This window comes from Pseudomonas sp. TWI923, from assembly GCF_039673365.1.
Classification (GTDB): domain Bacteria; phylum Pseudomonadota; class Gammaproteobacteria; order Pseudomonadales; family Pseudomonadaceae; genus Aquipseudomonas; species Aquipseudomonas sichuanensis.
Genome location: NZ_JBDJLM010000026.1, coordinates 24,943 through 46,195 on the forward strand (window position 1 = coordinate 24,943; position 21,253 = coordinate 46,195).

13 protein-coding genes are annotated in these 21,253 nt (G+C 63.9%); 5 read left to right on the plus strand and 8 right to left on the minus strand.

Annotation, left to right across the window (positions count from 1 at the left end; all coding sequences use genetic code 11):
• Window positions 1-34: 34 nt before the first annotated feature.
• Window positions 35-2,170 (minus strand): type I secretion system permease/ATPase, encoded by a 2,136-nt coding sequence (locus ABE459_RS12630; protein WP_323828563.1) that lies wholly within the window; start codon window positions 2,168-2,170, stop codon window positions 35-37.
• A 61-nt stretch (window positions 2,171-2,231) separates the two neighbouring features.
• Window positions 2,232-3,605 carry a TolC family outer membrane protein gene (locus ABE459_RS12635; protein WP_125465064.1) on the minus strand — a complete coding sequence of 458 codons (1,374 nt, stop codon included), beginning with the start codon at window positions 3,603-3,605 and terminating at the stop codon, window positions 2,232-2,234.
• Window positions 3,606-4,090: 485 nt separating this feature from the next.
• Here ABE459_RS12635 and ABE459_RS12640 point away from each other — a divergent pair, with 485 nt between their 5' ends.
• A complete protein-coding gene (locus ABE459_RS12640) occupies window positions 4,091-11,206 on the plus strand; it encodes a retention module-containing protein (RefSeq protein WP_323828453.1) in 7,116 nt (2,371 codons plus the stop codon).
• Between the two features lie 53 nt (window positions 11,207-11,259).
• Here ABE459_RS12640 and ABE459_RS12645 read toward each other — a convergent pair whose 3' ends face one another.
• Both ABE459_RS12645 and ABE459_RS12650 read right to left on the minus strand, forming a co-directional pair.
• On the minus strand, window positions 11,260-11,625 hold the full coding sequence (locus tag ABE459_RS12645; RefSeq protein ID WP_125859578.1) for a YbaN family protein: 366 nt from the start codon (window positions 11,623-11,625) through the stop codon (window positions 11,260-11,262).
• 8 nt (window positions 11,626-11,633) lie between these two features.
• Window positions 11,634-12,221 carry a YecA family protein gene (locus tag ABE459_RS12650; protein ID WP_125859577.1) on the minus strand — a complete coding sequence of 196 codons (588 nt, stop codon included), beginning with the start codon at window positions 12,219-12,221 and terminating at the stop codon, window positions 11,634-11,636.
• Between the two features lie 243 nt (window positions 12,222-12,464).
• On the opposite strand from ABE459_RS12650, the gene recQ reads away from it, so the two are divergent.
• Both recQ and ABE459_RS12660 read left to right on the plus strand, forming a co-directional pair.
• On the plus strand, window positions 12,465-14,612 hold the full coding sequence (gene recQ / locus ABE459_RS12655) for a DNA helicase RecQ (protein ID WP_125465060.1): 2,148 nt from the start codon (window positions 12,465-12,467) through the stop codon (window positions 14,610-14,612).
• Between the two features lie 138 nt (window positions 14,613-14,750).
• Entirely contained in the window at window positions 14,751-15,188 is a 438-nt protein-coding gene (locus ABE459_RS12660; protein WP_125465059.1) for a MarR family transcriptional regulator, read from the plus strand.
• A 101-nt stretch (window positions 15,189-15,289) separates the two neighbouring features.
• Here ABE459_RS12660 and ABE459_RS12665 read toward each other — a convergent pair whose 3' ends face one another.
• Window positions 15,290-17,476, minus strand: a complete 2,187-nt coding sequence (locus ABE459_RS12665; protein ID WP_323828447.1) for a patatin-like phospholipase family protein — start codon at window positions 17,474-17,476, stop codon at window positions 15,290-15,292.
• 66 nt (window positions 17,477-17,542) lie between these two features.
• Between ABE459_RS12665 and ABE459_RS12670 the strand changes: the two genes are divergently transcribed.
• Entirely contained in the window at window positions 17,543-17,824 is a 282-nt protein-coding gene (locus tag ABE459_RS12670) for a SelT/SelW/SelH family protein (RefSeq protein WP_346648040.1), read from the plus strand.
• Here ABE459_RS12670 and ABE459_RS12675 read toward each other — a convergent pair whose 3' ends face one another.
• On the minus strand, window positions 17,825-18,715 hold the full coding sequence (locus ABE459_RS12675; protein WP_323828445.1) for a DMT family transporter: 891 nt from the start codon (window positions 18,713-18,715) through the stop codon (window positions 17,825-17,827).
• An 88-nt stretch (window positions 18,716-18,803) separates the two neighbouring features.
• On the minus strand, window positions 18,804-19,571 hold the full coding sequence (locus ABE459_RS12680) for an AraC family transcriptional regulator (protein ID WP_323828443.1): 768 nt from the start codon (window positions 19,569-19,571) through the stop codon (window positions 18,804-18,806).
• Window positions 19,572-19,695: 124 nt separating this feature from the next.
• Here ABE459_RS12680 and ABE459_RS12685 point away from each other — a divergent pair, with 124 nt between their 5' ends.
• The gene (locus ABE459_RS12685; protein WP_258642742.1) at window positions 19,696-20,511 is read left to right on the plus strand and encodes a UDP-2,3-diacylglucosamine diphosphatase; all 816 of its coding nucleotides are present in this window, start codon (window positions 19,696-19,698) and stop codon (window positions 20,509-20,511) included.
• Window positions 20,512-20,631: 120 nt separating this feature from the next.
• Here the strand turns inward: ABE459_RS12685 and ABE459_RS12690 are convergent, their stop codons facing one another.
• The gene (locus ABE459_RS12690) at window positions 20,632-21,216 is read right to left on the minus strand and encodes an HD domain-containing protein (protein WP_323828441.1); all 585 of its coding nucleotides are present in this window, start codon (window positions 21,214-21,216) and stop codon (window positions 20,632-20,634) included.
• Window positions 21,217-21,253 lie beyond the last annotated feature (37 nt).

A 21,253-nucleotide genomic window follows, 5' to 3' on the forward strand; every position in this document is an offset into this window, starting at 1 on the left:
CCGCTCCCACAGAGAGGGTGTTGCACTTGCAGACCTACAAAGCCGAACCGATACGGCCCTTGCGCAGTGCATCAATCACCGCATCTTTTGGCCCGTCGGCGACGATCTTGCCGTTGTCCAGCACCAGCAGCCGGTCCACCAGGCTGAGCATCGAGGTGCGGTGCGTGACCAATAGCAGAGTCTTGCCCGGTACCCAGTTCGCCAGGCGCTGGCGCAGTTGTTCCTCGCTGCTGTTGTCCATGTGGCTGGTGGGCTCGTCGAGGATCAGGATCGGTGGCTCCAGCAACAGTGCCCGGGCCAGCAGCACGGCCTGGCGCTGGCCACCGGAGAGCAGTTGGCCGCGCTCGCCCACCGGGCGCTCGAAACCTTGCGGGTGCTGCCGGGCGAGGTCACTGACGCCGGTCAGCTCGGCCACTTCGAGCATGCGTGCATCGCTGACATGCCGCGCACCGAGGGTGAGGTTATCGCGCAGGCTGCCGGCCAGCAGCGGCAGATCATGGGCGACGTAGCCGATCTGGTTGCGCAGGTCGGCAATGTCCAGTTGACGCAGGTCGAGGTTGTCCAGCAGTACCTGGCCCTCGTCGGGGTGATGGAAGCCCATCAGCAGCCGCGCCAGGGTGCTCTTGCCCGAGCCGCTGCGGCCAATGATGCCGATGCGCTCGCCCGCTTTGAGGGTGAAGCTCACGTCGTTGAGGGCTGGGGCAGCCTGGCCTGGGTAGCGGAAGGTGACGTGGCTGATGCTCACGCCGCCGTGCAGTGTGGTGTGCTCGAGCGCCAGCCGGTCCGCCTGACGCTCCTGCGGCAGGCTCATCAGCGCATCGGTGCTTTGCATGGTCAACTGCGCCTGCTGGTAGCGGGTGATCAACCCGGCAATCTGGCCCAGTGGGGCAAGCACGCGACTGCCCAGCATGTAGCTGGCAACCAGGGCGCCTACGCTGAGGTTGCCAGCGATGATGCTATACACACCGGCGACTATGGTGGCCATGCCGCAGAACTGCTGGATGAACAGCGTACCGTTGGTGGCCAGGGACGACAGGTTGCGGGCGTGGGCGTCGAGGCGAGTGATGGCGCCGTTGGTGTGCTCCCACTGGTACTGGCGCTCGCTTTCGGCGCCGCAGGCCTTGAGTGTTTCCAGGCCGCCGAGGGTTTCGATCAACAGGGCCTGGCGCACGGCGCCAAGGTTCAGGCTCTTTTGCACGGTGTCGCGCAGGCGCGCCTGGATGAACAGCGCCAGGGCCATGGCCACCGGGAAGGCAATCAGCGGGATCAGTACCAGCCAGCCGCCAAGCAGGCCGATCACTACCAGCATCAGCGCGACGAAGGGCAGGTCGATGATGCTGGTCAGCGTCACGGCGGTGAGGAATTCGCGCAGGCCCTGGAAATCGTGGATGCTCTGGGCGAAACCACCGATGGTGGCTGGGCGGGCTTTCATGCTCATGCCGGTGATGCGTTCGAACAGGGTGGCGGACAGGATCAGGTCGGTCTTCTTGCCGGCCTGGTCCAGCAGGTGGGCACGGACCATGCGCAGCACCAGCTCGAAGGCGGTGCCGATGAACAGGCCGGCGACCAGTACCCACAAGGTCGACAGCGCCTGGTTGGGGACCACGCGGTCGTAGGTCTGCATGACGAACAGCGGCACCATCAGCCCCAGCAGGTTGATCAGCAGGCTCGCCAGCAGTGCGTCGCCGTACAGCCAGCGGGAATGGCGCAAGGTGTCGCGGAACCAGGCGTTGACCCTCGGAATCAGCGGCGTGCGTACGTCTTCCAGGGTGTGGCGGGGGCGGGCGAACAGGGCCTGGCCGCTGTAGGCCTCGGCCAGTGCTTCGCGCTCGACCCATTGTTCACCACCTTCGGCCTCGCACGGCAGCAGCAACGCCCGGCCGTCATCCGCCCAACGTTGCAGCACGGCGCTGCGGCCATCGTTGAGGATCAACAGCACGGGCAGGTTGAGCGGCGAGATGGCGTCCAGCGAGCGCTGCAGCACCCGCGCCTGTAACCCGGCACGGGCGGCAGCGCGCGGCAGCAGCGCCAACCCCAGGCGTTGCTCGGCCAGCGGCAGGCCGCTGCACAGGCTGGCGCGGCTGGCCGGGCAGCCATGCAGCTTGCACAGGATCAGCAAGCCATCGAGCAACGGATCATCCACATCCAGGCGCGGTTGGGTGCTTTGCATGCTGGTCACGATGGCCTACTCCTGCCGCGGTGGACGCAAAAGATCCCTGTTTATTTGAGGCCTAGCGCATGTCGGGCAGCCTGGCCTCGTTACGCACTTCGCTCTTGGCGATGGCCTCCGGCGGCAGCGAGATGCGTTGTTTGCCCAGCAGTTCACCCATGGTCGCCAGTACCCGGTACATCGAGAACTCCTCGGTGTAACGCACCTCGGTGTAGCGGCGGTTGGCGTTGTACAGCTCGTTTTCGCTGTCGAGCAGATCGAGCAGGGTGCGTTGGCCGAGGCCGAACTGGTCCTGGTAGGCGGCGCGCACGCGCTGGGTGGTTTCGGCGTACTCACGTGCGGTGGGGGTCTGCTTGCGCGCGTTGTTCATGGCGTTCCAGGCCAGGCCGAGGTTTTCGTTGAGCTCGCGCAGGGCGTTGTTGCGGATGTCCATGGCCTGGTTGATCTTGTGGGCGTCGGACTGCAGGCGGGCCTTGTCACTGCCCCCGCGGAAGAGGTTGTAGCTGAGCTCGACGCCAGCCTGCCAGTCGTTGTTGTCGTGGCCCTTCTGGCCGGCGATGTTGTTGTTGGCGCCGGTGGCCAGCACCGCGTCCAGACGCGGATAGAAGGGCGACTTGGCCACTTCGTACTGTTGCTCGGCGGACTTGATGTCCGCTTGTGCCGACTTGAGGTAGGGGTTGTTCTCGAGCATGCCCTGGCGGGCATCCTGCAGGGTGCCTGGCACTTCGCCCTTGATTGTGACCGGCGTTTCCAGCTCGTCGGGCACGCGCCCGACCACGCTGTAGAAGTTGGTTTCGGCGTCTGCCAGATCGACTTCGGCGGTGTCCAGGTTGTTCTCGGCCAGGGCGCGACGGGCGCTGGACTGGTCGAGGTCGGCGTTGCTGCCCACGCCACGCTCGCTGCGCAGGCCGATCTGGTCATTGACCCGCAGGTGGGCCTGCAGGTTGTTCTTGGCCAGGGTCACCAGTTCGCGGCGCTTGAGCACTTCGAGGTAGACCTCGATGGCGCGCAACGCCACGGTCTCGGCGGTGGCCTGGGTGTAGTAGGCGCGGGAGTTGGCCACCGCTTCAGTGCGGCCGACCTCGTTGGCGGTGTTGAAGCCGTCGAACAGCATCTGCCGCAGGCGCAGTTCGGACTGGGTGTAGTTGAGGGTTTCCTTGTTGTGGTTGCGCGTACCGTCCGGGTTGAAGCCGCGGGTGTTGGTGTTGTCCGAGCGTTGGCGGCCATAACCGCCCACCAGGTCTACGGTTGGGTAGTAACCCCCGCGGGCGAACTTCACATCCTCGTCGGCCGACAGCCGGCTGTTGCGGCTGGCGCTGATCTGAGGATGCTGGTCCACGGCACTCTGCACAGCCTCGGTGATGGACATTGCCTGAGTATTGGCACACGCCATGGCCAATAAAATCGCACTGGTGAGGGGGGTTAATGTGCGCATGGGGTACTTCTCCCTGGTCTCTAAAAAGTCCTGCGATCGCCAATAAAATGACGAAATATTAGAATCAAACCGTTTCAGGTTTGTAACAACAGAGCTAAGAACATTTAACGCGCGAACTAAGAAGAATTTCTCATAAGGTATATGCGAAAAAAAACTTATGCGGTCTAAAGAAACCACGACATTGTTTTATCCAGGTGGCTCGGCAAACTGGCTGGGATCGGCAGTTTTCGGGCTTTGCAGAAAGTTCTAGATTTTTTGCGGATAAGCAGTACGGGGAGGACGGCGAAAGCGGAATTTGGCGACAATAAATTGGCATCTATTAATGGCCATTGCCTATCACCGCTATCGCAGCAGTAGTCACATGGAGGGTGATTCCCGCGTATGTGACAGTGACGGTCCGGCAAACAGCCCATACGGAACGTTGCACGATTTACCCGACATGCCTTGATCTGCGAAAAGCCCATCGGCAGGGGAGGCGTGCATTCATGGCCAGATTAGTCGGCGTGGTCAGCAAGGTGGTTGGCCAGGTTTTCGCGGTTGGGGACGACGGCCACCGTCGGTTGCTGGTGGAAGGCGACCGCCTGTTTGCCGGTGAGCAGCTTGAAACGGGGGATGCCAGTGCCGTGGCAGTGCGCCTGCAGAACGGTGCTGAACTCACACTGGGCCGCGACAGCAGCCTGCAGATGACCCCGGAGCTGCTGGCCAATCACGCACCCCATGTGCACACCCCCGACCTGCAACCGAGCGAGGCGCAACTCAGTGATGTCGAGCGCTTGCAAAAGGCCATCGCTGTGGGCGCCGACCCGACTGAGGAAGCCGAGGCCACTGCGGCGGGTGGTAACCCCGGCGGCGTGGCAGGCGCGTTGGGTGGCGGGCACAGTTTCGTCATGTTGTCCGAGGTGGCAGGGCGCGTCGCCCCTACCATCGGTTTCCCCACGGCAGGTTTCAACGGTATCCCCGAGCTGGCCAACCGTTACCTGGGGGAGCGGGACATCGACGGCAACGACAGTGGGGCATTGAATCCGCTTGCGCCACCACCGCCAGTCAATCCGCCGGATCACCCGGTCACCCTCAATGGCCTGGAGGTCCAGCCCGGTGAGCTGACCGTGAATGAAGCCAACCTGCCCCAGGGCAGCGCGGACAACCCGGCGGCACTGACGCAGAGCGGCAGTTTCAACGTGGTGGCGCCGGATGGGGTATACAACCTCAGTGTCGGCGGCATCAACGTGGTTACCGCCGGTGTGGTGACCGGTGTGGGGCAGTCCATCGTCACCGGCCTTGGCAATATCCTCACCATCACCGGCTACAACCCGGCCACGGGCGTGGTCAGCTACAGCTACACGCTGCAGAGCAACGAAAGCCATCCCAATGGCGATGGCACCAACAGCCTGATGGAACATTTCCCAGTCAGTGTCACCGACAGCAACGGCAGCCATGCCAGCGGCAGCCTTGATGTGAACATCGTCGACGACGTGCCCAAGGCCAATGCCGACTTCGCCCAAATCACCGAGGGTGACAGCTTCAGCGGCAACGTGCTGAACAACGACGTCAAAGGCGCCGATGTACGCGGCGACGGCCAGTATGTGGTCGGGGTGCGTGCAGGCGACGATACGTCGAGTTCCGCGCACGGTCATTTAGGCGACCCGATCTACGGCCAATATGGCTACCTGACCCTGGATGCCCAGGGCAACGCCACCTACCACGCCAACCCCAACCAGGACTTGCCGCCTTGGGCGACGGACACCTTCGTCTACACCATCCGTGATGCCGACGGTGATGAGAGCACCACGACCATTTCGGTGAAGGTGCTGGACAGCAAGCTGATCGCCGGCACCGACAGTGAAGTGACGGTCTACGAGAAAGCCCTGGACCTGACCAAGGGCGGCAATGACCTGGCCGCTGGCAACGTAGTGGGGAGCGACCCGCATTCCAGTGGCGAAACAGCATCCGGTTCGCTGACCAATGCGGTCACCGGTGGTGTCGGTGCATTGACCTTCACTTTGGTCGGCAATGCTGCTGGCCAATACGGCCAGATCCTGCTGAACACCGATGGTAGCTACACCTATACCCTGACCTCGGCGCCGAACTCGCCAAACCACGTCAATGATGGCCCGAACGTGATCACTGAAAGCTTCACCTATCAGGTGAAGGACTCGGTGGGTAACATGACCACCAGTACCATCGTGATCAGCATCGTCGATGATGTGCCCAAGGCTCAGGCCGACTTCGCCCATGTCAGCGAGGGTGACAGCTTCAGCGGCAACGTGCTGGACAACGACGTCAAAGGCGCCGATGTGCGCGGCGACGGCCAGTATGTGGTGGGGGTACGAGCAGGCGACGATACGTCGAGCTCTGCGCACGGGCATTTAGGCGACCCGATCTACGGCCAATATGGCTACCTGACCCTGGATGCCCAGGGCAACGCCACTTACCACGCCAACCCCAACCAGGACTTGCCGCCTTGGGCGACGGACACCTTCGTCTACACCATCCGTGATGCCGACGGCGACGAGAGCACCACGACCATCTCGGTCAAGGTGCTGGACAGCAAACTGATCGCCGGCACCGACAGTGAAGTGACGGTCTACGAGAAAGCCCTGGACCTGACCAAGGACGGCAATGACCTGGCCGCTGGCAACGTAGTGGGGAGCGACCCGCACTCCAGTGGCGAAACAGCATCCGGTTCGCTGACCAATGCGGTCACCGGTGGTGTCGGTGCATTGACCTTCACCTTGGTCGGCAATGCTGCTGGCCAATACGGCCAGATCCTGCTGAACACCGATGGTAGCTACACCTATACCCTGACCTCGGCGCCGAACTCGCCGAACCATGTCAACGACGGTCCTAACGTGATCACCGACAGCTTCACCTATCAGGTGAAGGACTCGGTGGGTAACACGACCACCAGCACCATCGTGATCAGCATCGTCGATGATGTGCCCAAGGCTCAGGCCGACTTCGCCCATGTCACCGAGGGCGACAGCATCAGCGGCAACGTGCTGGACAACGACGTCAAAGGCGCCGATGTGCGCGGCGACGGCCAGTATGTGGTGGGGGTACGAGCAGGTGACGATACGTCGAGTTCTGCGCACGGTCATTTAGGCGACCCGATCTACGGCCAATATGGCTACCTGACCCTGGATGCCCAGGGCAACGCCACCTACCACGCCAACCCCAACCAGGACTTGCCGCCTTGGGCGACGGACACCTTCGTCTACACCATCCGTGATGCCGACGGTGATGAGAGCACCACGACCATTTCGGTGAAGGTGCTGGACAGCAAGCTGATCGCCGGCACCGACAGTGAAGTGACGGTCTACGAGAAAGCCCTGGACCTGACCAAGGACGGCAATGACCTGGCCGGTGGCAACGTAGAGGGGAGCGACCCGCATTCCAGCGCCGAAACAGCGTCGGGTTCGCTGACCGATGCGGTCACCGGTGGCGTGGGCGCATTGACCTTCACTTTGGTCGGCAATGCCGCTGGCCAATACGGCCAGATCCTGTTGAACGCGGATGGCAGCTACACCTACACCCTGACCTCAGCGCCGAACTCGCCGAACCATGTCAACGATGGTCCGAACGTGATCACCGACAGCTTCACTTACCAGGTGAAGGACTCGCTGGGTAACACCACCACCAGCACCATCGTGATCAGCATCGTCGACGACGTGCCCAAGGCTCATTGCGATTACGCCCATGTCAGCGAGGGCGACAGCATCAGCGGCAACGTATTGGCCAACGATGTGTTCGGCGCCGATGTACGCGGCGACGGCCAGTACGTGGTGGGTGTACGCGCCGGCAACGACACCTCCACCTCGGCCAGTGGTCATGTCGGCGACCCCATCAACGGGCTGTACGGCTACCTGACCCTGGATGCCCAGGGCAACGCCACCTACCACGCCAACCCCAACCAGGACCTGCCGCCTTGGGCGACGGACACCTTCGTCTACACCATCCGTGATGCCGACGGAGATGAGAGCACCACGACCATTTCGGTGAAGGTGCTGGACAGCAAACTGGTCGCCGGCACCGACAGTGAAGTGACGGTCTACGAGAAAGCCCTGGACCTGACCAAGGACGGCAATGACCTGGCCGGTGGCAACGTAGAGGGGAGCGACCCGCATTCCAGTGGCGAAACAGCATCCGGTTCGCTGGCCAATGCGGTCACCGGTGGTGTCGGTGCATTGACCTTCACCTTGGTCGGCAATGCTGCTGGCCAATACGGCCAGATCCTGCTGAACGCCGATGGCAGCTACACCTATACCCTGACCTCGGCGCCGAACTCGCCAAACCACGTCAATGATGGCCCGAACGTGATCACTGAAAGCTTCACCTATCAGGTGAAGGACTCGCTGGGTAACACCACCACCAGCACCATCGTGATCAGCATCGTCGACGACGTGCCCAAGGCTCATTGCGATTACGCCCATGTCAGCGAGGGCGACAGCATCAGCGGCAACGTATTGGCCAACGATGTGTTCGGCGCCGATGTACGCGGCGACGGCCAGTACGTGGTGGGTGTACGCGCCGGCAACGACACCTCCACCTCGGCCAGTGGTCATGTCGGCGACCCCATCAACGGGCTGTACGGCTACCTGACCCTGGATGCCCAGGGCAACGCCACCTACCACGCCAATCCCAACCAGGACCTGCCGCCATGGGCGACGGACACCTTCGTCTACACCATTCGTGATGCCGACGGCGACGAGAGCACCACGACCATCTCGGTCAAGGTGCTGGACAGCAAGCTGACGGCGTCCGAGGACAACGACGTCACTGTGTATGAAAAAGCCCTGGACCTGCATAAGGACGGCAATGACCTCGCGGCCGGCAGCGTCGTGGGCAGCGACCCAGGGTCGACCGGCGAGACGGCGTCCGGCAGCCTGGTCGGGTCGGTCACCGGCGGCTCCGGTGCCTTGACCTACAGCCTGGAGGGCAATTCGGCAGGGCAGTACGGGCAGTTACTGCTCAAGGCTGACGGTTCCTACACCTACACCCTGACCTCTGCACCGAAAACCCCGGGCGGTGCCAACGATGGTGCCAACACGGTGGTGGAGCACTTCACTTACAAGGCCACCGACGCCCATGGCAACAGTGTCACCAACACCATTGCCATCAACATCGTCGACGACGTGCCCAAGGCCGAGTGCGCAGTGCGCAGCATCACCCCCGGCCAGGTGGACTCCAATATCCTGCTGGTGATCGATGTCTCCGGCAGCATGGCCTGGGACTCCGGCGTGAATGGCCTGAGCCGGCTGGACCTGGCCAAGCAAGCGATCAACACGCTGTTGGACAAGTACGACGCGATGGGCGACATCAAGGTGCAGATTGTCACCTTCTCCAGCGGCGCCACCCAGCAAGCGCAGACGTGGGTATCGATCGGCGAGGCCAAGAACCTGATCGCCGGGCTCCACGCCGACGGCGCGACCTACTACGACTCGGCAGCCACCAAGGCCCAGCAGGCGTTCGCCACCAGCGGCAGAATTGATGGTGCACAGAATGTCAGTTACTTCTTCTCCGACGGTGAGCCGAGCTCGGGCCACGGGATGACCTCCACCCGTGAAAGCACGTGGGAGACGTTCCTCGACCAGAATGGCGTCAAGTCCTACGCCATCGGTATGGGCAATGGCGTCAACGAGGGCAATCTCGACCCGCTGGCCTACGATGGCAGCAGCCATGTCGATACCCAGTCGGTGGTGGTTACCGACCTCAACCAGCTCGGAGCGGTGCTCTCGGGCATGGTGCAGGGCGCACCGATCACCGGCAGCCTGATGAGTGGCGGCGACTTCGGTGCCGATGGTGGCTTCATCAAAGCCCTGATGGTGGACGGCACCACCTATGGCTTCGACCCGAAAGCCAACGGCGGGCAGGGCGGTTACACGGTCAGTGGCGGGGTGGACAAGGCGTCGTTCGATACCCTCAGCAACAGCCTCACCATCAAGACCAGCCTGGGCGGCACCCTGCTGGTGAACATGGACAACGGTGAATTCACCTACACACCACCCAAGGACAACGGCGGCCAGGTGGAGAAATTCACCTTCACGGCCAGCGACAACGATGGTGATACCAGCACTGCCACCCTGACGGTGAACATCAACGGCAACCATGCACCGATCGCCGGTGCGGACCACATCATCACCAATATCAGCGGTACCAGCGTCAGCGTGCCGGCCGAAGCGCTGCTGGCCAACGACAGCGATGCGGACCACGATCGGCTGAGCGCGGCGCCGATCACCTTCAACACCGGCTTCGCCGACAAAGGCGCAGGCTTCACCCCGGGCGTCCAGGCGCAGACCGTCTACATGGACGGCACCAAGGACCGTGCCGAAAACCAGTTCCGTACCCTGGCGCGCAGCGAGTTCACCAGCCAGTCGGGCAGCATGACCGCGGCACTGGTGGTGGCGGGCTACCTCGGGCTGATCAGCAACAGCAACGCCAACGACGAGGACACTTTCACCGTCACCCTGCGCAAGGGCGAAACCCTTACCCTCGATCACGACCGCCCGGCCGGCAACCTGTTGATGGAGTGGAAGGATGCTACTGGCAGTTACCAGCCGATTGCCGATGGCCAGAGTTTCACGGCCAGCCATGACGGGGTGTACAGCATTCACCTGGTCAACACCGAGAACGCCCTGGGTAGCAGCAAGGCTGCCGAGAACTACAAGCTGAGCCTGCTGGTGGACTACAGCAACGCCAGTAACCCCGTGGTCCATGACACCTACAGCGTCAGCGACAACCATGGCGGCACGGCGACCGGCAACGTCGATATCACTTATCAGGCAGGTCATGTTCTCGAGGGCACGGGAGGGGACGATGTGCTGCTCGCCGGGGCTGGCGACAATACGCTGAACGGCGGCGCCGGCAATGACGTGCTGGTGGCCGGGGCCGGCAATGACAGCCTGTATGGCGGCGACGGCAATGACTTGCTGATCGCAGGGCCCGGCAATGACTTGCTCGACGGCGGGCAGGGCATCGACACGGTCAGTTTTGCCAAGGCCGCTGCCGGGGTGGTGGTCGATCTGGGCAACCTCGGTGCGCAGAACACCGGGGGCGCCGGCGTGGATACCCTGACCAGCATCGAGAACCTGATCGGCTCAGATTACAACGATACCTTGATCGGCAATGGCGGCGACAACGTGCTCAATGGTGGCGCTGGCAATGATGTGCTCAAGGGCGGTGGCGGCAACGACACGCTCATTGGCGGCCCGGGTGATGACACCCTGACCGGCGGCAGTGGCAACGACACCTTCGTCTGGCAGAAGGGCGATAGCGGGCATGACACCGTGACCGATTTCACCCCGGGCTCCGATCGCCTCGATCTGTCCCAGTTGCTGCAGGGCGAGAACGCCACCAGCGCCTCGCTGGATGACTACCTGCACTTCAAGGTCAGCGGCACGGGCAGCAACGTGGTGTCGACCATCGAGGTGAGCAGCGTCGCGGGGGCGGCGCCGACCCAGACCATCGAGCTGGCCGGGGTCGACCTGGCCCAGCATTACGGGGTCACGGCAGGTGCCGGTGGGCTGATCGCGGCCGGGCATGATACGGCGACCATCATCAACGGCATGCTCAATGACCATTCGTTGAAGGTGGATACGGTGTAGATGGCCTTGACACCTTCACTGGGCAAGTCGCAGCGACTTGCCCAGTGAAGGTGTCAGCCTTGGCGGCGCAATGTTTTCTGCTTGAGAATCCAGGCACTGACCAGCACCGCGCTGGTCAGCATGAACGCCCGAGCCCAGAACAACGGCACCAGGTAGCACGACAAGCCGATGCTCGCCCACATCAGGCCGATCGCATACACCTTGCCTTTGAGCGGGATGCCCTCGCCGCTGAGGTAGTCGCGAATCCACGGCCCGAGTTTCGGGTGGTTCACCAACCAAGTGTGAAAGCGCGGCGAGCTACGGGCAAAACAGGCCGCCGCGAGCAGCAGGAAAGGGGTGGTGGGCAGGACCGGCAGGAAGATCCCCAGCACCCCCAGCGCGACGCTGAGCCAGCCGACGGCCAGCAGCAGGTAGCGCACCACGCCGATCAGTGGCGGCGTGGTTTGAGTACGGCAGGTTTTTCGTCCGGTGCGTGCTGCAGCAGGAACAGCGCGCTCAGCGCTTCGGGAATCTGCACGATCATGTCGTCCTGCAGGTTGGCATCGCTGGCGATGTCGGCGAACTCCGGTTGCTCGTCGAACAGGCCCGAGCCGACCATGATCGGCAGGAGCATTTCGCTGACTTCATCCTCGGAGTTGTCGAACCAGGCCTCTTCACGCAGGAATACGCCCTCCATGAAGCCGATGCACCAGCCGCGCAGGTCCGAGTCGTCCGGCTCGTCGGTCAGGTCGAGGTCGCACGGCAGGTCGAATTCCTCTTCGCTGGCCAACTGGCGAGCGATGTGGCCTTTGAGGGCTACCAGCGTCGCTTCGATCTCGGTGCGCTGGGCATCGCTGGTGTAGTGGGGCTCTTCAGCGAACAGCGCGTCGATCCATTCGCGCTCGGGAACCTCTTCCGAGCAGATCGACAGTGCGGTCAGGTAGCCGTGTGCGGCGACGTAGTCCAGCGCTTCTTCGTGCAGCTCATCGGCATCGAGGAAGGCTTGCAGGCGGGTCAGTTGCTCGGCGAAGGACATTACAGGGCTACCTTGGGGAATAAACGATAACGAATTCTAGCACCTTGCGGCGTTCACGGGGCAAAGGGAACGTCTGTCACCGCAGCCTGCCGTGGGCTGAGCCAGTCGGGTATACTCCGCCACTTTTCGTGTTGGGTGGCCTGTACGGCGATCCGGCAAAAACCGCTTACGCATTTGTACGGTGCCTGGCGGATTTATCGTCCAGCCTGTGTCCAGGATGGTACGGCGATTTTGGAGTGGCAAATGCTCGAACAGGCTCAGCGCGTCCTCAAGGATGTCTTCGGTTACGACAGTTTCCGTGGGCGCCAGGCCGCGATCATCGAATGCGTGGCCAACGGCGGCGATGCCCTGGTGCTGATGCCCACCGGCGGCGGCAAGTCGCTGTGCTTCCAGGTGCCGGGGCTGCTGCGCCCGGGCCTGACGGTAGTGGTGTCGCCATTGATCGCGTTGATGGCCGACCAGGTCGCTACCCTTGACGAACTGGGGGTGGCCGCCGCGGCGCTCAATTCCTCCCTCAGTGCCGAGCAGCAGCGCGAACTGGCAGGGCGCCTGCGCCGCGGCGAGGTGAAGATGCTGTATCTGGCGCCCGAGCGCCTGGTACAGCCGCGCATGCTGGATTTTCTGCGTGACCTCGACATCTCGCTGTTCGCCATCGATGAAGCCCACTGCGTATCGCAATGGGGCCACGACTTCCGCCCCGAATACCTGCAACTGGGCCAGCTCGCCGAGCTGTTCCCCCATGTGCCGCGCATTGCCCTCACCGCCACCGCCGATATGCGCACCCGCGAGGAAATCGTCCAGCGCCTGCACCTGCAGGGCGCCGAGCGCTTCCTGTCGAGCTTCGACCGGCCGAACATCTTCTACCGCATCGTGCCCAAGGAAGCGCCGCGCAAGCAGCTGATGGCCTTCCTCGCCGAGCGCCGTGGCAACGCCGGCATCGTCTACTGCCTGTCACGCAAGAAAGTCGACGAAACTGCAGCCTTCCTCTGCGAACAAGGCTTCCCGGCGCTGCCCTATCACGCAGGCCTGGCAGCCGAAACCCGCGCCGCCAACCAGCACCGCTTCCTCAACGAGGAAGGGCTGATCATGGTCGCCACCATCGCCTTCGGCATGGGCATCGACAAGCCCAACGTGCGCTTCGTCGCCCACCTCGACCTGCCCAAGTCGCTCGAGGCTTACTACCAGGAAACCGGCCGCGCCGGTCGTGATGGCCTGCCGTCGGACGCCTGGATGGCCTACGGCCTGCAGGACATGGTGATGCTCAAGCAGATGCTGCAGAACTCCGAAGGCGACGAGCGCCACAAGCGCATCGAGCAGCACAAGCTCGACGCCATGCTGGCGCTGTGCGAAGAGACCCGCTGCCGCCGCCAGTCGCTGCTGGCCTACTTCGACGAAGTGCTGGAGCAGCCTTGTGGGCACTGCGACAACTGCGTAGACCAGATCCAGACCTGGGACGCCACCGAGCCTGCCCGGCAGGCCCTGTCGGCGGTGTTCCGCACCGGCCAGCGTTACGGCGTCGGCCACCTGGTCGACGTGCTGCTGGGCAAGGACAACGAAAAGGTACGCAACTTCGGCCACGAAAAACTTTCGGTATACGGCGTCGGCAAGGCGTTGGCCGAGGCCGAATGGCGCTCGTTGTTCCGTCAGTTGGTGGCACGCGGTTTAGTGGATATCGACCTCGAAGGCTATGGCGGCCTGCGCCTGTCCGACAGCTGCCGCCCGCTGCTGCGTGGCGAGGTCAACCTGCAACTGCGTCGCGACCTCAAGCCGCAGACCGTGGCCAAGTCGTCCGGCAGCAGCGGTGGCAGCCCGGCCAGCCAGTTGGTGCGGGCCGAGGAGCGCGAGCTGTGGGAGGCGCTGCGCACCCTGCGGCGCAAACTGGCCGAAGAGCACAGCGTGCCGCCCTACGTCATCTTCCCCGACTCGACGCTGCTGGAAATGCTGCGCAGCATGCCCACCAGCCTCAGCGACATGGCCCAGGTCAGCGGCGTCGGCGCGCGCAAGCTGGAGCGCTACGGCCAGGCCTTCCTTGAAGTGCTCAATGGCGCCGGCGGCACCGAAGAGGCGCCGAAAGTGGTGCTCGACCTGCGCCACGAGCTGGTCAGCCTGGCCCGCGCCGGCATGACCCCGGCGCAGATCGCCGGTCAGCTCAACTGCAGCGAGAAGAACGTCTACAGCCTGTTGGCAGAAGCCATTGGCCGCCAGGAACTGAGCCTGGAGCAGGCGCTCGACCTGCCCGAAGAGCTGATGATGGAGGTGCAGGATGCCTTCCTCGATGGCGAGGGCGAGCTGCCGCCGGTGTCGGCTGTCGCGCCGTTGTTCGGCGCGCGCGTCCCCGAAGGCGTGTTGTATTGCGTGCGGGCGGCGCTGGCATCGGAGTTCGAACTGTAATCGCTGGCATTTGTGCCATTTGCTGACCTTTGTCAGGCGATTACAGGATTATCGGATGTTTCCCAAGCGCTGAACCTTGCCTCATGGGCTGGGGCATGGTTAGCTGACTAATAATTAGTTCTATTCATTGAGTTGCTTATGCCCCTGACCGACAACCAACACCGCTTCGGCATGCAGCTGGCCCAGATGTCCCGGGGCTGGCGTGCCGAACTGGACCGCCGCCTCGCCGGGCTCAATCTTTCCCAGGCGCGCTGGTTGGTGCTGTTGCACCTGGCGCGTTTTGACGATGCGCCAACCCAGCGTGAGCTGGCCCAGAGCGTCGGGGTTGAAGGCCCGACCCTGGCCCGCCTGCTCGACAGCCTGGAAACCCAGGGCCTGGTGCGGCGTCAGGCAGTAGTGGAAGATCGCCGGGCGAAGAAAATTGTGCTGTGCCCACCGGCCAAACCGCTGATCGAGCAAATCGAGACCATCGCCAATGCTTTGCGCGTCGAGCTGTTCAGCGGTGTCGATGAAGCCGACCTGGAAGTGTGCATGCGGGTGCATGCCAAGATCCTCGGCAATCTCGAGAAATCTTGACAGCAGCGGCAAGTGGCAAGTGGCAAGCCACAAGTGAAAGCGGATCTGCGTACTGACGCGATCCGCTTTTTTCTTGCAGCTTTACACTTGCCGCTTGCAACTTAGAAGGTGTGCCCCAGATTCAGGTACACCGCCTGCTCATTCGCATCGTTGGCCCCATAGCTCAGGTTAAGCGGGCCCAGCGGCGTCTCCAGCCCAAGGAAGATGCTCGCGGCATTGATGTAGCCGCTGTCGAACTCATTGTCGTTGTTCCACGCCCGGCCCCGCTCCAGCGACCCTCCGATGTACAGCGGGAAGTCCAGCGGCAGGTAGGCGCGCGGTGTCAGGCGGCGGTAATAGACCATGCGCAGCAGGCTCATGTTCTGCCCGGAGATCGAGTCCTGGCGGAAGCCCGACAGCTGCCGGGCACCGCCAAACACGAAGCTCGATGTCACCACTTCGGCCTCATCCAGCGTGCGCCCGTAGCGTCCACCCAGCACCAGGGTATTCGGCCCGCTGCTGAAGGCCTTGTCCAGGTTGAACAACCACTGCCGGTAGTTCTGGTCCGAATCCAGCGACTGGTCGTACTTGCGCGCAGTCAGGCCGATCTGCTCGCCGCCATGGGGGAAGTAGACATTGTCGAAGGTATCGTACGAGTACTTGAGCTCGTAGAAGCCCTCGTTGAAGCTGACCTTAGGCAGGCTCTGGTCGCCGATGCGCACCTCGGCCTGGCCCCAGGCCTTGCCCACGCCCAGGCGCACTTCGCCGTAGGTGCTGATCTGCCGCCCGACGTTCAGGCCAAAGCCGTAGCGCTCCAGGCGGTATTCGGCCACCGGGTCGTTGTCCAGCGTGGCCTCGACGTTCTGTGAACCGAGGTCCAGATAAGGGGCGATGAAGTAGCGTGAGCCAACGTCCAGCGGCTGGTAGAACTCGCTGTACAGCTCCTGCTGGTCGCCGATCTGGGCGCGGGTGAGCCATTCGGCGCCCAGGCGGTTGATGCCGTTGACCCGGTAGCTGGCCCCCAGGTTGAAGGCGCTATCGCCGCGCAGGTCGTCGGACAGGTTCAGGCCCAGGCGCAGGTAGTCGGTGCCGCCGCGCCGCCCGCGGGCCTTGATCACCAGGGTATTGGCGTCGCCTTTGTGCACCACGCGGTATTGCACCTGGTCGAAATAGTCCAGGCCGTACAGGGTGCCCATGTCGGTCTGCAGGCGATCGAGTTGCAGCGGCTCGCCGATCGGCTGGCGGATGTAGTAACGAATCACGTCGTCGCTGACCTTGGAGTCGTTTTCCACCTTGATCGCAGTGATCACCGGGGTGCGTTGGCCGGGTGAGCGGGCCACCGCCAGGCCGGCATCACCGTCGGCCTGGCGCAGCGCCGCCAGCCGCGGGTCAAGGGCGCGAGTGGCGCGGTAGCCCGCGTCGATCATGTCGCTGGCGCGGCCGAAGTCGGTGACGCCGAAGCTGGCCAGCGGCGGCTGAACCAGGATGTCGTCGCGGGCCAGGCTGGCCAATTGTTCCTCGGAGTTGCGCCGGGTCATCAGGGTGATCGACTGGTTGAGCACGTCGACCACCGTGGCCAGCTGCTTGCGGTTGCGCAGCGGGGTGCCGATGTCGACCACGATGGCGATGTCGACGCCCATCTCGCGCACCACATCCAGCGGGATGTTGTCGGTCATGCCGCCGTCCACCAGCAGCCGGCCGTCCAGCTCTACCGGGGCGAACACCGCCGGGATCGACATGCTGGCGCGCACCACCTGGGGCAGGTGGCCGCGGCGGAACACCACTTTTTCACCCGTGGTGATATCGGTGGCCACGGCGCGGAAGGGAATCGGCAGCTTGTCGAAGTCGCGGATGTCGGCGGTGTGCGCCAGCTTGCTCTCCAGCAGCAGCGAGAGGTTCTGGCCTTGGATCACCCCCAGCGGCAGGCCCAGGCTGCCATCGTCGCGAAAGCTCAGCTTCTGCTTGACCAGGAAGTCGCGGTCATCCTGCTTGCGGCGGAACGGGATGTCCTCGCGGGGCGGGGCATCGGACAGCGTCTGCTGCCAGTCCAGGGTGGTCGCCAGTTTTTCCAGCTCCTCGACGCTGTAGCCCGAGGCATACAGGCCGCCGACCACCGCGCCCATGCTGGTGCCGGCGATGGCGTCGATGCGCACGCCTTGTTCCTCCAGGGCCTTGAGCACACCGATGTGCGCCAGGCCGCGGGCGGCGCCGCCCGACAGCACCAGGCCGACCTTCGGCCTGGCAGGCTCGGCGGCGAACAGGGTGAGGGAGGTGAGCGTCAGCAAAAGGCATAACAGCAGGCGGCGCATCGTGAGTCTCAAAAGCAGCGGTAAAGACCGCTAGTATAAGCGGCCCTTCCTCTGGAGATGCCCGACATGGCCGACAGCAAACCGCAGATCGTCATTACCTACTGCACCCAGTGCCAATGGCTGCTGCGTGCCGCCTGGCTGGCCCAGGAGCTGCTCAGCACCTTCGCCGACGAGCTTGGTCAGGTGGCGTTGGCGCCAGGTACCGGTGGCGTGTTCCGCATCACGTGCGACGGCGTGCAACTGTGGGAGCGCAAGGCTGATGTCGGCTTCCCCGAAGCCAAGGTGCTCAAGCAGCGGCTGCGCGACCTGATCGACCCCGAGCGCGACCTGGGCCACAACGATCGCTGATCAGGCGCTCTCCACCACGGCGCGTGGTTTCACCGGCTGCTCGGCGGCCATGCGGCTGGACAGCACGATGGCGAAGATGATCAGCGCGCCGCCGGCGAGCATGCGCAGAGTGGGGGTTTCGGCGAACACCACCCAGGCCACGGCGATGCCGTAGACCGGCTCCATGCCGAACACCACCGCCGCGGTGCGGGCCTTGATCACGGCCAGGCTGGCGACGAACAGGCTGTGGGCGACGCCGGTGCAGAACACCCCCAGCAGGGCGATCCACAGCCAGTCCATGGGCGCTACGCTGGCCAGCCCCGGGGCGGCGAAGGGCAGCAGGCACAGGCTGACCACCAGGTTCTGCCACAGCGCCGCCTGCACCGCCGGCAGGCGCCCGGAACCTGCGCGGTTGGTCAGTGACAGCAGCGAGAACAGCAGCCCCGAAAGCAGCGCCCAGAGCAGCCCGCCGGTGGCCTCGCTGGCCAGGTCGAAAGCCGGGGTGACCAGCACCAGGCCGATGCTCACCAGCACAACCAGCACGGCCTCGTTGCGACGGATACGTTCACGGAACAACAGGCCTTCAAGGATGACCGTGAAGGCCGGGAAGCTGGCAAAGCCCAAGGTGGCAATGGCCACGCCCGCGACCTTGACCGCGACGAAGAAGCTCACCCAGTGCCCTGCCAGCAATACCCCGCCCAACAGCAGGCGGCGCAGGTCGCGCCCGCCCAGAGGCTGCCAGGTCTGACGCGCCAGGCTGGCGAACAGGCCCAGGGCGAGCACGGCGAAGGCGGCGCGGCCGAAGACGATGATCGACGGGCTGGCACTGGCTGCCAGTTTGCCGAACACGCCGGTCAGGCCAAAGAACAGCGCGCCAATGTGCAGGGCGCCGAGGGCGGTGCGGTGGTTCATGGTGGTCCTTGGGTTGTTTGCGCGATAGGGTGGGTACCGGCGCTCAGTGTAAAAGGCCGGTTCGCCGGTGTCTGTCGCCAGCCTCGCGTCAGTTATCGCCGGGCTCTCGCCGCAACGCCGAAGGTGTGCAGCCAAATGCCCGCATCACCGCCGCACTGAAGGCACTCTGCGACTCGTAGCCCACCCGCGCGGCGATCTCGCCCACTGGCAGCAGGGACTCGCGCAACAACTGCCGGGCCATCAGCAGCCGCCGCTGGCGAATGTAGTCCATCGGCGTGATGCCGCATTCCGCAGTGAAACGCGCATGCAGTCGAGCGCTGGACAGCCCGGCCAGCCGCGCCAGGTCAGCGACCTGCAGTGGGTAGGCGGCATGCTGTTGGATATGGGCGTCGAAGGCTGCGTACGGCAGGCGGCTGCTGGCGACTATCGGTGCCGCCGCCTGCGGGTTGAGGCTGGCCAGCAACAGCACCGCACCTTGGCGGGCGATCAATGGGTCGTCCATCGGGCTGGTCGCCAGCCAGTCCACCAACTGCTGCTGGCGGTTGTCCAGGCCCAGCGCGCCGGGGCGGTCGAGCAGGCGGCGGCTGGCATCGGCATGCGCCCCCAGCTGTTCGCCGAGCCAATGCTCGCCCGGCACATCCAGCACCAGGCAGTGACTGCCGGCGGTGCTGCCGCAGGTGTGGTGGGCGCCGGCAGGCACCACCATCAAGGCCTGGCGATCGACCCGCGCACCCTGGCCCTGCACCTCGAAGTCCAGCCGCCCGCGCAGGCCGAACACCAGTTGCGGGTGCTCGTGGCTGTGGGCGATCAACTCGTCACGGTAGTGGCGCAGTGAGAGCAGCGGGGCGGTGGTCATGGTGGGTCCTCGCAGGGCAGGGGAAGAGTGTACACCCGGCAAGGCGCGATCAGTCGTCATCGGCCTGCCACCAACCTGTCACCTGTGCCTGCCAGTCTCCAGCAAACAGTGCCGGAGCCTGCCCATGACCCATGCCGAAACCGTCCGCCCGTCACGCAAGCAGCGTGTCCGTACCCTGTGGATCTCCGACGTGCACCTGGGCACCCGGGATTGCCAGGCCGAACACCTGTCGCATTTTCTCAAGGGTTATCAGGCCGACCGCATCTACCTGGTTGGCGACATCATCGATGGCTGGAAGCTGCGCGGCGGCATCTATTGGCCCCAGGCGCACACCAACGTCATTCGCCGCCTGTTGACCATGAGCAAGCGCGGTACCGAAGTCATCTACGTCACCGGCAACCATGACGAGTTCCTGCGCCGCTATTCCAAACTGATCCTCGGCAATATCCAGCTGGTGGACGAAGCCGAACACCTCACCGCCGATGGCCGTCGCCTGCTGGTGATCCACGGCGACCAGTTCGACGTGATCACCCGTTATCACCGCTGGCTGGCGTTCCTGGGCGACCGCGCCTACGAATTCACTCTGGTGCTCAACCGCTGGCTCAACCACTGGCGCGCCCGTTATGGCTATGGCTACTGGTCGCTGTCTGCCTACCTCAAGCACAAGGTCAAGGGCGCGGTGAGTTTCATCAGCGATTTCGAGGATGCGATTGCCCACGAATGCACCCGGCGAGGCTTCCAGGGCGTGGTCTGCGGGCATATACACCATGCCGAAATACGCCGGGTTGGCGAGGTGGAATACCTCAACTGCGGTGACTGGGTGGAGTCGTGCACGGCGCTGATCGAGCATTGGGACGGGCAGATCGAGCTGTACCGCTTCGCCGATGCCCAGGCGCGCGAAGTGGCGCAGCGGTTGGCGGAGCTTGGTGAACCGGCGTAAACCGTGCTGGCTTCATCGCTGGCAAGCCAGCTCCCACTTTGATCGCGCGCGCCTCAAGCCATACGCATTCCTGTGGGAGCCGGCTTGCCGGCGATGAGGCAGGGACTTGCGGCCTATGACTCAGGCAGATTCCTGCAAGGCCGCTTTGTAGACGGATTGCCTCGGCTGGGCGAACACCCGCTCAAGCATCGGCTCGAAGAACGACAACGGCAGGCTTTCATAGTCGGGGTCGAACGCGGCGGCATCGTAGCGCGCACAGAAATCGATGGTCTGCTGGTACTGCGGGTGTGCGCTGAATTGCTCGCGCAGGTGCCGGTCCATGCCCAGGTGGTGGAAGAAGTAGTAGCCCTGGAAGATCCCGTGGTGTTCCACCATCCACAGGTTCTCCGGGCTGACGAAGGGCTTGAGGATCGCCGCGGCGATGTCCGGGTGGTTGTAGCTGCCCAGGGTGTCGCCGATGTCATGCAGCAGCGCACAGACCACGTACTCCTCGTCGCGGCCGTCACGCCATGCACGGCTGGCGGTCTGCAGCGAATGGCTGAGGCGGTCGATGGGGAAGCCGCCGAAGTCGCCGTCGAGCAGACGCAGGTGCGCCAGGATGCGGCGCGGCAGTTGGCTGGCATAGGCGCGAAAGTCATCGGCGATGATCGCCCAGTCCTGGGCGGTGCCATCGCGCATGTGGTTGAAACTGGCTTGCTGGTTCATTGCCTTTGGGCTACTCGAGGCGGGGACATGCCAACAG

Coding starts and splice junctions, on each gene's coding strand:
- ABE459_RS12685 (WP_258642742.1), top strand. CDS start 19,696: ATGACCCATGCCGAAACCGTCCGCCCGTCACGCAAGCAGCGTGTCCGT.
- ABE459_RS12680 (WP_323828443.1), bottom strand. CDS start 19,571: ATGACCACCGCCCCGCTGCTCTCACTGCGCCACTACCGTGACGAGTTG.
- ABE459_RS12670 (WP_346648040.1), top strand. CDS start 17,543: ATGGCCGACAGCAAACCGCAGATCGTCATTACCTACTGCACCCAGTGC.
- ABE459_RS12630 (WP_323828563.1), bottom strand. CDS start 2,170: ATGCAAAGCACCCAACCGCGCCTGGATGTGGATGATCCGTTGCTCGAT.
- ABE459_RS12675 (WP_323828445.1), bottom strand. CDS start 18,715: ATGAACCACCGCACCGCCCTCGGCGCCCTGCACATTGGCGCGCTGTTC.
- ABE459_RS12665 (WP_323828447.1), bottom strand. CDS start 17,476: ATGCGCCGCCTGCTGTTATGCCTTTTGCTGACGCTCACCTCCCTCACC.
- ABE459_RS12650 (WP_125859577.1), bottom strand. CDS start 12,221: ATGTCCTTCGCCGAGCAACTGACCCGCCTGCAAGCCTTCCTCGATGCC.
- ABE459_RS12640 (WP_323828453.1), top strand. CDS start 4,091: ATGGCCAGATTAGTCGGCGTGGTCAGCAAGGTGGTTGGCCAGGTTTTC.
- ABE459_RS12690 (WP_323828441.1), bottom strand. CDS start 21,216: ATGAACCAGCAAGCCAGTTTCAACCACATGCGCGATGGCACCGCCCAG.
- ABE459_RS12635 (WP_125465064.1), bottom strand. CDS start 3,605: ATGCGCACATTAACCCCCCTCACCAGTGCGATTTTATTGGCCATGGCG.
- recQ (WP_125465060.1), top strand. CDS start 12,465: ATGCTCGAACAGGCTCAGCGCGTCCTCAAGGATGTCTTCGGTTACGAC.
- ABE459_RS12660 (WP_125465059.1), top strand. CDS start 14,751: ATGCCCCTGACCGACAACCAACACCGCTTCGGCATGCAGCTGGCCCAG.